Origin of the sequence: uncultured Algibacter sp. (genome assembly GCF_947495675.1) — a bacterium.
In the GTDB taxonomy this organism is placed as follows: Bacteria; Bacteroidota; Bacteroidia; order Flavobacteriales; family Flavobacteriaceae; genus Algibacter_B.
In genome coordinates, this window is the sequence record NZ_CANLZX010000009.1 from 45953 (window position 1) to 58259 (window position 12307).

General features: G+C 30.9%; 13 protein-coding genes and 1 pseudogene. 1 reads left to right on the top strand and 13 read right to left on the bottom strand.

The genetic code is table 11. The features are described from left to right. Positions 1 to 69: 69 nt before the first annotated feature. The 7 genes from Q0842_RS07850 to Q0842_RS07880 all read right to left on the bottom strand — a co-directional run bounded on the left by Q0842_RS07850 (position 70) and on the right by Q0842_RS07880 (position 7443). The gene (locus Q0842_RS07850) at positions 70 to 585 is read right to left on the bottom strand and encodes a hypothetical protein (protein WP_298496456.1); all 516 of its coding nucleotides are present in this window, start codon (positions 583 to 585) and stop codon (positions 70 to 72) included. Positions 586 to 631: 46 nt separating this feature from the next. Then, the gene (locus Q0842_RS07855; RefSeq protein WP_298496459.1) at positions 632 to 1867 is read right to left on the bottom strand and encodes a DUF6638 family protein; all 1236 of its coding nucleotides are present in this window, start codon (positions 1865 to 1867) and stop codon (positions 632 to 634) included. A gap of 1 nt (position 1868) precedes the next feature. Then, positions 1869 to 2453 carry an NUDIX domain-containing protein gene (locus tag Q0842_RS07860; RefSeq protein ID WP_298496461.1) on the bottom strand — a complete coding sequence of 195 codons (585 nt, stop codon included), beginning with the start codon at positions 2451 to 2453 and terminating at the stop codon, positions 1869 to 1871. After that, a complete protein-coding gene (locus Q0842_RS07865) occupies positions 2443 to 4407 on the bottom strand; it encodes an AAA family ATPase (protein ID WP_298496465.1) in 1965 nt (654 codons plus the stop codon). The genes Q0842_RS07860 and Q0842_RS07865 overlap by 11 nt, the downstream gene beginning before the upstream one ends. Positions 4408 to 4439: 32 nt before the next feature. Next, positions 4440 to 4883, bottom strand: a complete 444-nt coding sequence (locus tag Q0842_RS07870; RefSeq protein ID WP_298496468.1) for a hypothetical protein — start codon at positions 4881 to 4883, stop codon at positions 4440 to 4442. A 5-nt stretch (positions 4884 to 4888) separates the two neighbouring features. Beyond that, positions 4889 to 5950, bottom strand: a complete 1062-nt coding sequence (locus Q0842_RS07875) for a hypothetical protein (protein ID WP_298496470.1) — start codon at positions 5948 to 5950, stop codon at positions 4889 to 4891. 143 nt (positions 5951 to 6093) lie between these two features. Next, entirely contained in the window at positions 6094 to 7443 is a 1350-nt protein-coding gene (locus tag Q0842_RS07880; RefSeq protein ID WP_298496473.1) for a microtubule-binding protein, read from the bottom strand. A gap of 261 nt (positions 7444 to 7704) precedes the next feature. Between Q0842_RS07880 and Q0842_RS07885 the strand changes: the two genes are divergently transcribed. Further along, positions 7705 to 7911 carry a hypothetical protein gene (locus Q0842_RS07885; protein WP_298496475.1) on the top strand — a complete coding sequence of 69 codons (207 nt, stop codon included), beginning with the start codon at positions 7705 to 7707 and terminating at the stop codon, positions 7909 to 7911. 92 nt (positions 7912 to 8003) lie between these two features. On the opposite strand, the pseudogene ettA reads toward Q0842_RS07885, so the two are convergent. From ettA to Q0842_RS07915, 6 genes and pseudogenes are all read right to left on the bottom strand, one after another. Beyond that, a pseudogene (gene ettA / locus Q0842_RS07890) lies at positions 8004 to 9695 on the bottom strand (energy-dependent translational throttle protein EttA). Between the two features lie 36 nt (positions 9696 to 9731). Then, the gene (locus tag Q0842_RS07895) at positions 9732 to 9914 is read right to left on the bottom strand and encodes a CAL67264 family membrane protein (RefSeq protein WP_298496477.1); all 183 of its coding nucleotides are present in this window, start codon (positions 9912 to 9914) and stop codon (positions 9732 to 9734) included. Positions 9915 to 10012: 98 nt separating this feature from the next. Beyond that, complete coding sequence (locus Q0842_RS07900) at positions 10013 to 10732, bottom strand: pirin family protein (RefSeq protein ID WP_298496480.1); 720 nt, start codon at positions 10730 to 10732, stop codon at positions 10013 to 10015. Between the two features lie 91 nt (positions 10733 to 10823). Next, positions 10824 to 11261: a MarR family transcriptional regulator gene (locus tag Q0842_RS07905; RefSeq protein ID WP_298496482.1), complete on the bottom strand. Its 438-nt coding sequence runs from the start codon at positions 11259 to 11261 to the stop codon at positions 10824 to 10826. Positions 11262 to 11270: 9 nt separating this feature from the next. Next, positions 11271 to 11801 (bottom strand): NAD(P)H-dependent oxidoreductase, encoded by a 531-nt coding sequence (locus Q0842_RS07910; RefSeq protein ID WP_298496485.1) that lies wholly within the window; start codon positions 11799 to 11801, stop codon positions 11271 to 11273. Between the two features lie 23 nt (positions 11802 to 11824). Continuing rightward, positions 11825 to 12181, bottom strand: coding sequence for a DoxX family protein (locus tag Q0842_RS07915; protein WP_298496487.1), 357 nt, complete (start codon positions 12179 to 12181; stop codon positions 11825 to 11827). Positions 12182 to 12307: the final 126 nt, after the last annotated feature.

Below are 12307 nucleotides of genomic sequence, written 5' to 3' on the forward strand. Positions count from 1 at the left end.
TTTTATTTTAAACGTTAAAGCGCTAATCGATTTTATTAATTAGATTCCGCATGAAGTTAGATAGACAAATTACATTAATCCTTTATCCTTTAATCGCTGTCTTGCGCTCTTCTCCTCTACTTTTGGTGTTTCTTTTGGAGCTTCAATAACTTCATCTACATCTTTGGTTTTTAAATCTTCAATAAAGTCTTTACCTTTTTCAATAGTATCACTTACCAAATCTTCAATAGAATCACTTTTTTCGTCAATGACTTCGGTAGATTTGAATATAAAATTTGCCAAATACGTTCCAGCTAACGTACCCACTATCATTGAAGCAAAAATTGAAATGGTAGCTATATCTATAGGAATTAAAAATCGTGTTACAACAATACCTATTAAAAACAAGAAACCAACAAATACTAAACGCAATAAAAACGTTTGTTTATAAACAAAACCTGTATGGTCGTTAGGCTTCATTTGCAGTTCTTTAGAATTTATAATTTTATTAAAGAAACGATAAATACCATTTCCTTTTGATTCTCTCCAATACAAAAAGATTCCGAATAATATAGCTGCGATAAATACAATAAGTTCTAATGTCATAATCTTTTATTTTGAAGTTAATCTCTATAAAATTAGTCTATAATTTCTAAATATTGTTACTAATAGTTTCAATGGCCCATTCCTTAAACGAATCATCCCAATTTTTAAAGCTTTTATAAAAAGCTTCTTTATCATACCAATACCAATATAAAATGTCTTTTTCAGATATATTTACTAACAACTTCCAAATTAAATCTTGATGTTTAGCATCTAATGATGAATGTGGTTTATGTAAAGCTTCAAACAGTTTTAAATCTACAATGTCTGCAATTTTATATTGATTACTTGTTTCAAGTTTTTCTAGATAACGCTCAACACTCATCACTTTTTTTCTAGCTTTTATATCGAGTTTATTTAAGTAACTCTTAAACAATATGGGATCCATTAAAATATCTTTTATAGGATGTTGCACTTTTTTTAAATGCTGTGCCATTTCAAATTTCTTGATACGCTCATAGCGTTTAGTTTTAATGACTTCTTCTAAATCATATTCAATTATAACATGATCGCGAAGTTTTTCCATAAGTTCTGGTTGTGAAATATGATAGATTAACACATCATAGTTTGTGTCTTTTATTGCTTCTTTGTACCAAGTACTATCTTCAAAAACAACTATAGGCTTTATAAAATCGCGCAAAATATAAACACCACCAAAAGACCTTGTGTAAAATGAATCTGTAGTGTATTCTAATTGGTTTAAATCTAAATTTCTTGTTCTTAAATCACCATATGTTTTAGCAGATTCTAATAATTGTTTATGTATATTTTCATCAATAAAATTATTAGCTTGATTAAACGTTTCAACAAGTTTTAACTGCGCCTTTTGTATATGCCATAAATTATCAATAAGATGAAAATTGATTGTTATATTATTGTATTTCAATACATCTAAAGGCTCATAAAACGCATCAATACCTTGGTCGAAATCTAAACAAATGGCACAATCTCTGGTGATATCTTTAATTTTTTCATCATACATTTTAAAGACAAACTTCATCATGTCTCTATCAAACGTATGAAAAGGTAAATACACGGGTTTCCCTTTTTGTAGTGGTGAAATTATTATTCCATGAGGGTTAGCCTCACCATTGTTTAAATATTGTAAATCTTCTTTTTCTTCGGCAACTTCAGGACTCCAACCAATGCCATCTATATGAAATGTTTTTAACTTTGTTTCTGTAAAACCAAGTTTTACTAGGCACTTATTGTAACGCTCAACAAGTTTCCCGCTTACGGGGATAAGTTCACTTCTGTACAGGTTTGCTTGTTTTAGTTTGTCCATTTTACTCTAATAACTTATGAATAATGGCATATTGCAACAACACAATAGTTCGTGTATCTGCAATTTCACCATTATTCAGCATATTAACTGCGTTTTCAAAAGGCATTTCTAATACTTCAATATCTTCGTGTTCGCTATCTAAACCACCACCATCGTTCACTTTCATATCATCGGTATATTCTCCAATAAAAAAGTGCATTTTCTCTGTCATAACTCCAGGTGATGAATACGCTTCATAAACTTTTTTAACCGATTTTAATCTATAACCAACTTCTTCTTCTGTTTCTCTAATAATACAAGCTTCAGGATTATCTTTATCAAGCATTCCTGCAGCAATTTCAACTAAAAAACCATCTATATTATCATTTAAATAGGTTGGCATTCTAAATTGTTTGGTTAAAATGACTGTCTTTTTTTGTTTATTATAAAGTAGTATTCCGGCTCCGTCTCCTCTATCATATACTTCTCGCATTTGGTTTACCCATTCGCCACTTGCCATTAAATAATCAAAAGTGACTTTATTCAGAATATAATAGTTGTCTGAAAGTAAGGTCTTCTTTATATTTTTAATTTGCTTATCGCTCATTATCAAACGTTTTTCTTGCTTCGGTCTCAATATTTAATTGATTCACTCTGGCATCCACTTTTCGTTTAAAATCAGTATCTGCGATAGTTGCAACATTATCTAAATAACGTACTACTTCCTGTCTTCTAATTTCAGAGAAGTCTAAACCTTTCATATTACCGCGCATCAATTCTTGAAGCATATTAAACTTTGTGTCGTAATCTTGTTTGAAATAAATTTCTGGGTTTTCAAACCAATCTTCTTCCAAATCAAAATCTGTTAATCGTAATGAGATTGCTGACTGAATATTACGAACATCACGAGATGAGAAAAACGGAAAAACCGCTTGCATTTCTTTATACAAATTTGCATAAAATAAATGCTGATTGGTTTTAAAATGCTTTTCTACTTTATCATAAACATCATGTACACGTTGTTCTGTTGGTTTATCGATATTACTCAATATATCACCCATGTTTTTGGCTAAACCTTGATCTTGTAAATAACTATAGTTTTCTGGTCCTTGCATATTTACAAAATCGGGCATGGTATCATCTAATTTTCGCCACCATATATGATCTTGATCTAAAAAGTCATGTTCAGTTCTAGCTCCATCAATTTTAAAACGCCCTTGTACTCTAGAGATTACGGCTTTATCTAGCATTTCTGGTAAATTAGTAAATAACCCAATGGAGCTATTCCCATAATTAACTGCATAAGCGCCTTCTGTATATCTTAAAAACACACCTATAACTTCTTTTACACCTGCCGAAACACCTTGTGCTGTACGTTCTTGTAAATTATTTTCGGCATCATCAATGGGTGCGAAAATTAATTTTGAAGGATCTTGCATGGGTTTCATCCATTCTACCATTTTTTCTGCTGATCCGCCTTGAAATGTAGATATCAATGTATCTGGCATGGGATGAAATAAAAATGGAATATCCAAAGTATCACAATGTTCTTTTAAACGTGTTGCAATAGCTGCAATTAACATACTTTTACCTGTTCCTGGTATTCCATACCCCATAAATACTGGCATAAAACCTCCCAATTCTTGAAACGGATTTTTCTTTGCAGTAAAATCATAACTCAACATACGCTCTGTTAAACGACGTGCAAAATGTTTTGCATCTCGATTACCAACAATCTGTTCAAACTGAATTTTATTAAACTCAATGCTTTTTGCCGTACCTTGAAATACATTATTCCAACCCGAAACTGCAAATTCTGATTTTTCTAATTTATAAGTTCTATCCTCAATCGTTTCGGTATATTCTAAACTACTTTTTCTTAACTGAATTTCGTCAATTAAAGCTTCATAATAAACGACTGTAAAATCAATAACATCCTTATCTGATTTGATGATTTCTGGATGACCTAAATACTTATCATAATAAAATAAACTGCATGAAACACCCTTAAGTGGCGACATTAACGACACCTCTGGAATACCAGCAAACTTCTGTTTCATAACACTTAAATCGTCTGATGCAAATGGTTTTAAATCGTGTAATATTTTATATGCTTGAGCAAACAACATAAATGCTGTTGCGGTATGCATCTTACTTTCAAACTCGCGTTTCCCATTGTTATCTAGCGCTGATTTATTCTCATTTAAACTTGATAAACCTGATGCATCATAATAACTGTCTTTTATCCAAATACCAAGTGTAATGCCTTCTTGAACAGCATATAACGTTTGATTTAAATAAATAGGAATTGCAACAGAATCTGGCAATAACCGCTTTTTTAAAGCTAAAATGGTTTTTGATACTGAAGTAATACTAGTTGAATTTGTACCATTATTTGCTCTAGATAAATACAATAAGATAGACTCGTCTTTAGCATCTTTATCTCTGTTTTTTGCACGAGATCCTTGCTCCCATTGTACACTTTTTAAGTATGAGGAAGCTTCGTCTCGAAGCATATCTAGTTCAGATATTTTTATTGGGAATGTTGAGTTGTGTTCCATATTTTAAGTAACAAAATATTACTGTTTAATGTTTAGTTTAATCTAAAGTTATATAATCTGGCAGCTTCTTCAATTTCTTCACTAATACCTCCATCATACTTAAAACTATATATAACCCATTTATCACTAGGTTTATAAAACTGAAATGTAAATCTTATTGGTTGTCTTTCATACTTGACTAAGTAACTTAATAAAATATAGCTATCTGTTAGCGTTTTTTCGAATAACAACTCTTTACCATAATATTTACCAACAAAATCTTCATTTAAACCATCCATTTGACTTTTTAATTGAATAATGGCATCTCCAGACCTATTCATCCATTTATTTGGCTTATACAAGTTATCTAGAGCTATTGATGACCCTTTCTCTTCAAAATCTTTAAAAAATTGTTCTGATATATCTTTTGGATCATTTTGAGATGTTAATATTAAAGTGAATAGTAATAATGGAATAACAAGTAATGTTTTTTTCATAGTATTTATTTTAAATCTATTTTAATATCTGCGATTTCAATTGGTGGTTTTGCCAAATTATTCATTAGTTCTGGAGTTTTATTATAGAGTAATTGAATAATTCGATGTGGAGCTAAAACGTATTTTTGTTTAAATACATCGTCCCAGCGTTGTAGTACTTGTTTGCTAAAAAATCCACCTTCTTTAAATTCACTTTTTGATATAACTTCATTTACTCTTAAAGAAAACGCATAAGATTCTAGTGGTATTTCTTTTTTGCTTATACTCTCTAAAATAGTATGGGTAAGTTTATGTTCATCTTTTGCAAAAACATTATGTAATGGACCTAAATCAATTCGTTTTATATGCTTTGGAGATATTTTTGGTAACTTTCTGTCTATAGTGTATGCCATAACATCTAATGACATATCTCTGTCTGCAACCGTTTTTAAGACTTCATAAATTTCATTTCTGTAATCATTTATCCGATTACCGTCATAATTAAAATACATATAACAAATGAAGGGCCTATTATGTGATACATCGTAAAAACTCCAGCTAACTAATAAATTGGCACCTAAATTTTCTGGAGCACTTATTATTTTACCTTGTACAAAGCGATTAAATATGAATTGTTTATTTACTGAAGTATAGTAAACAATAGAAGATGCTTGAAATAATTTACTTTTTTTAACAGGCTCTTTTTTTCGCATTAACGTATCTATAAACTCCGTCTTTAGTGTTGAAATAGGTGTTAATTTATCAAGATATTCATCTCGTAATTCTAAATCATTAAACAAGTATCGGAATTCTAAATAATTTGGAAAGCCAGAATCTGTTAAATCCACCTTCATATTATCCTCATCATCATACATGTATTTAACCCTCATAGCTTCAATTGAATACAATAACATATCACAATATTGCTTAAACAATTGTACTTCTATATTATTACATATTTTTTGTTGTTGAACAGCTACAATCAATTCTTTAAAAGCAAAATCTACCATTTTATGATAGAACACATAATGCTCTTTGGAATCGAGTATGGCAGAATCTAAAGGTGTAACTATGTGATTTATGGACATTTTTTATTTTAAAAGTGTACTATTAAAGTTAAAAGTTAGTTGGCTATTACGTTAAGGATTGATCGGTCTGTTTGAGCTCCTCGCAGAGAGCGAGTAGTGAAAGCCTGACCCCGATTTTTCATCGGGGTAACGCCCTTATTATTTTAAGACAACAAATCGTCGTCGTTAGCTTCTGGTTTTGGTTCTGGTTTTCCTGCTGGTTCTCCATCATCTCCAGATGGTGCATTAGCATCTGCATTATAATAGTCCTCAAAAATCTCTTTCATATCGATACCGTAACGCTCCGCAAAATTCTTTTGAATTTCACCATCTTTAGCGCGAATTTCTTGTAAAGCCTCTGCATAACTACTGTAAACGCCTTGCATTACTTTTTCGTGTACCGGAATATTATCCATCATGTCTTGTCGTGCTTTAGCACTTGCCGTATGCATAGATGCTAAAGTTTCTCCAATATGCTCGTCTGTTTTTACACCTAAATGCTCTAAAATAGCAGCGAATTCTTGATCTGTTCTAGCTTTTAAAGCTACTACATAACCATCGTAATATTTTAAACGCTCTTCTGTATCTGATTTTAACTTAGCACGGTGCGTTTGTAAATTGCTACGTAAAGAGGTTAGTACTTTAATAGTTAAATTATGCTTGTGCACAAAGCTATCTTTACTTGCCGCTAAGGTAGTATAGGCGTTTTTAAGACCTTCAAGTTCTTCTACTTTTTGCTCTAAACTTGTCATTTTACCTATAGCTTCAGAATACTCGGTAGATTGTTTATCTGCAATATCTTCTAATTCTTGACGTGCTTGCTTTAATAAAGCATAGTTTTCTTCTAACTTAGCTTCTACTTCTTTCTTTTTCTCTAAGGCTTTTGTATGGTTTTTTGAAGCTTCAACAATAGCATCTTTTAGTTTTTCTTCTACCTCTTTAATTTCTACCTCACGATTTTTTAAACGTGTTACCGCTGCTTGAGATTTATATGATAATTCACTTAATAGTGTTTGTACATCGGCACTTTCTATACGCTCTTGAAACATGGCTTTTGCTTTATTATCGGCTCCTGCTCTAGTTTTTTCGGCTATGGCATACTCTGCTTCTTCTTTTTTAATTTTACTTTTGCGTCCCCAAAGGTTATTCCACCAAGTGTCTGGTTTGTTTTTAGCATCTTCTAATTCAATTCTGGCGCGTTCTAAAGCTTTTTGAGCATCATCAATAACTTTCTGTTCTGTTGGGTTTAATGCAGAAAATTTCTCGAACATAATTCCAACTTCATCTTGGTAGTCGGTTAAGTCTTTAATTGCATCTAAAAGTGTTGTTCTGTCTTTCTCGGCCATATGCACTACATCATCCAGAGTAGCATTCAATATTTTTTGACGAGATTCTGGATCATCCTCTTGAGATAATTTGGATTTCATAGTGTCGATGGCTTTTCCCCAATTAACATCTACTTTTTCGGTTTTTTCATTTGAATTAGTCTCTAATAAATCAAAATCATCAGACATAGTATATTTTGTGTTTTAAGTTGAACAATATTACGGACAAGCAATTTCGTTAAAAAATCTCAATTTTGAAACGTAAATGAATATTTACTTTTTAATTTTTATATTTATTTATTATCGCTCAAATAATAAGTGTATTAAATTAATAAAATGTTACACTTGTTAATAAATACATACATCTTTGAATAGAAATACCGTATTTATTTTTGACAAATTGCTTATTTTGCATTAATTATGGTAACAAACTATTATCTTTCAAATCTTATGGCGATTCCTTTTATTACTCAATCACAAGTAGTAGTTGCTCTTATTATAGTTGTTGTTTTTTTTGGAATTATATTAATTTTAGGGGTAAGAAAATCTTATTTACTAAAAAAGGAAAATGAGCGATTAGAAAAGATGAGCACTACTATTAATGACGATGAAGAATATAAAGATTTTACTGATGGGCATATGTACGGAGGAAACTAATCACCCATATAATTTTAAAAAGATTTAACAATTAAAAACTCAATAATTAAGCAATAAAAAAGCCTGCAATTGCAGGCTTTTTTAATAATAATTTATCTTACTAACTTCTTGTATTTAATACGTTTTGGCATTAAATCTCCACCAAGTCGTTTTTTCTTGTTTTGTTAATAATCAGAGAAACTACCTTCAAAGAAATACACTTGAGAGTTTCCTTCAAAAGCTAATATATGCGTACATATTCTATCTAAAAACCAACGGTCGTGAGATATAACTACGGCACAACCCGCAAAGTTTTCTAAACCTTCTTCTAAAGCTCTTAATGTATTCACATCAAGATCATTAGTAGGCTCATCTAAAAGTAATACATTACCTTCTTCTTTAAGCGTCATGGCTAAATGCAAACGGTTACGTTCGCCACCAGAAAGTAATTTTACTTTTTTGTTTTGTTCGCCTCCAGAAAAATTAAATCGACTAAGATAAGCTCTAGAATTTACTTCTTTTCCTCCCATCATAACCAACTCTTGCTCATCACTAAAGTTTTGCCAAATAGTTTTTTCTGGGTCTATGTTTGAGTGTTTCTGATCGACATAAGCAAGTTTAGCAGTTTCACCAACTATAAACTCACCTTTATCTGGTGTTTCTTCGCCCATTATCATTTTAAAAATGGTTGTTTTACCAGCACCATTAGGACCAATAATACCAACAATTCCTGCTTGTGGTAAATTAAAATTTAAATCGTCATATAATAGCTTATCTCCATATGCTTTTGCAACACCTTTAGCTTCAATAACATTGGTTCCTAAACGTGGGCCGTTTGGTATATATATTTCTAGTTTTTCATCAAGTTGTTTTTGGTCTTGACTCATTAACTTATCATAATTCTTTAAACGCGCTTTTTGTTTGGTTTGACGCCCTTTTGCACCTTGTCTAACCCACTCCAACTCACGCTCTAATGTTTTTTGGCGCTTTGATGCAGCTTTACCTTCTTGAGCCATACGTTTAGATTTTTGGTCTAACCAAGACGAGTAGTTTCCTTTCCAAGGGATACCTTCTCCTCTATCAAGCTCTAAAATCCAACCAGCCACATTATCTAAAAAGTATCTATCGTGCGTAACTGCAATTACAGTCCCTTTATATTGTGCTAAATGATGTTCTAACCAATGTACAGATTCTGCATCTAAATGGTTAGTAGGCTCATCTAAAAGCAATACATCTGGTTCTTTTAAAAGTAATCGACATAAAGCAACACGGCGCTTTTCACCTCCAGATAATACACCAATTTTTTTATCGCCTTCTGGAGTTCTTAAAGCATCCATAGCAATTTCTAATTTAGTATCTAGCTCCCAAGCTCCAGCTGCATCAATTTGATCCTGCAATTCTGCTTGTCTTGCCATTAACTTCTCCATTTTATCTGGGTTAGAGTATACTTCTTCTAAACCAAATTGGTCGTTAATTTTATTATACTCATCAAGAATAGCTACAGTTTCTGCGGCACCTTCTCTAACTACTTCTATAACTGTTTTTTCATCATCAAGTTTTGGTTCTTGTTCTAAATAGCCAACCGAGTAGTCTTGCAAAAAAGTAACATCGCCTTGAAAATTCTTATCAACACCAGCTATAATTTTAAGTAAAGTAGATTTACCAGAGCCATTTAGACCTAAAATTCCAATTTTTGCTCCATAGAAAAAGCTTAAATAAATATTTTTTAAAACAGGTGTGTTAGCACCTTGAAATGTCTTGGTTAAACCAGACATTGAAAAAATCACTTTTTTATCGTCACTCATTGTTTTAAATTGTAAAATGTTAAGTTGTTAAACCTATTAAACACGCCCTTTTAAAGCGTTAAATACCCAAGCTATAGCGAAAAAGCCAATTCCTACTGTAGCAAAACCCCAACCAGCAACATCATCATATCTGTATGCGCCCAATAATATGAGAACAATTCCCATAATAATCATTAAAGCTGTTGCCCAAGCCAGAACAGTATTTTTATTCATTGCCATAATCTTTTCTTTTTTTTAGTTAGTTAAAAGCAAATATCGTTGTTTTAAATAAAAAAAGCACCCATTTTGGATGCTTTTTCACTATTAATCAACTTTAGTTATTCTATAGGAACTTCAATAAATAAAAGCCCAGAGTCTTCATTAGTTTTAATATTAAAGTTAGATGTTTCTGAAACTCCTGCGGCATCCCTAGTTTGTAATTCGTTTTCATTTATAGAATAATTACCAAAAATAGTCATTACATAAACACCATGACTTTTACTTTTTAATTGATACTCAAAGGTTTTCCCTTTTTCTAAATCAATTCTAGAAATTATTGCGTCTTGATGAATTTTTAAACTACTATCATGGCCTTCGTCTATAGAACTTACCAAGATTTGAAGCATGTTTTTTCTTTTATTAGCATCAAACATTTTTTGGTCATAACGTGGTTTTACATTTTGTTTGTTTGGCATAATCCATATTTGAAACAAACTTAAATGCTCTGTATTAGAACCATTGACTTCAGAATGTTGCACACCTGTACCAGCACTCATAACTTGTACTTCACCAGGAACAACAGGTATCCATTCATCACCCATATTATCCCTATGCTTTAAGACACCTTTTAAAGGGATGGTAATAATCTCCATATTATCATGCGGGTGCGTTCCAAAACCCATTTTAGGCGCTATTATATCATCATTAAGTACTCGTAATGCACCAAATTGTATTTTATCTTTATTATAAAAGTTTGCAAAACTAAAGGAGTGATTTGCTTGTAACCAACCATGGTTTGCAAAACCTCTTTCATTTGCTTTATGAATTATTGTTTTCATTTTAATATCTATTTTAAATCTTGAAAAAACGTGTTGCTTGAATTATTGATATTTAAATTAGACCATTATCATTTTAATTTTATTTTATAAACTAACGTATTTTATCAAGTAGATTACTTAATTGTTCTGCCTCTTCTTCACTTAAATTTATTAATAAATCTTTATAAGAATTAATAGGAATTGTTTCTAAAAAATCTAACCCTTCTTTATTAATAGCTATTTTAACAACTCGTCTATCTTCTTCAGAAGGGCATCTATCTATATACTTTTTAGCACATAACTTATCCATTAACCGTGTTGCATTAGGTGAGCGTTCGAGCATTCTATCTTTAATCGTTTGAACATTTAACGGCTCATTAGCACCTTTTAAAATTCTTAGAATATTATATTGTTGTGGTGAAATTCCATAAGATTTAAAAAACTCGTTTTGATGACTTGAAATCCAATTTGCAGTATAAATAATGTTCAATAAAGCTTTTACTTTATTGTTAGCAAATTTTGAATTGATATCTTTTGATAAATCGCCCATTTTTTTTAGTTATAATGCGTTTTTAAATAATTCAACTTTACTTTTTAATTCTTTATTCAAATCATCATTAATCACTTTTCCATCTTTAAAATTATCTCCAAAAGATGGGAAACTAAAATCTGTTATAATATTACCTCCCATAAAAGAGAAACGCCCTTTAGCTATTTCTAATACCGTAACACCTCCTCTTACTCCTGGCGATGTAGCCATTAAAAGCATTGGTTTTTCACTCCACAGTTTTCCATCTATTCTAGACATCCAATCAAATAAATTTTTAAAAACAGTCGCATAAGCACCATTGTGTTCTGCTAAAGAGAGTATAATACCATCAGATGATTTTATAGTTTCTAAAAACTTATGTGCATTTTCTGGAATTCCCTTTTCATTTTCTAAATCTATTCCATAAAGCGGTAAATCAAAGTCGTTTAAATCTAAAACTGTAGTTTCAACATTTTCCACTAAACTAGCTGCATAAATTGACAACTGTTTGTTAATTGATGTTTTACTATTACTACCTGCAAATGCTATTATATTTTTCATCTGTTATTTTTTTAATTAATTATTTACTTACTAATTCTCTTATAAAATATATAAGATGTAATTAAAGCTACTAGAGCCACAACTGCTGTTCCTTGTTGCCCATCTCCTACCATGTAATGAGCAAAAAAAGCTAATATAAAAGCATAAAAGAAACCAGCATAAGCCCATTCTTTAAGAACTTTAAAACTAGGAGTCCAAATAGCTACTATACCTAATAGCTTTAATATAGCGTAAGGATAAATTAAGTATGTTGGATACCCAAAACTCATAAAAGCTTGTGAAATTGCTTCATGTTTAAAGAAATACATACTTACTGAAAAAAGCATAATTACCGTTAGTAAACCAGTAGCAATGTAATATATTATTTTATCTCGTTTCATTTCTTATTATTTATATTATGGCACAAATTAACAACAAAAATATTTATTTTCCAAGGAATATATTTCCATGTTATATTATTTAACAAAATATTCACTTTAAATACCAAATTAGGTTTTGTAAATTCG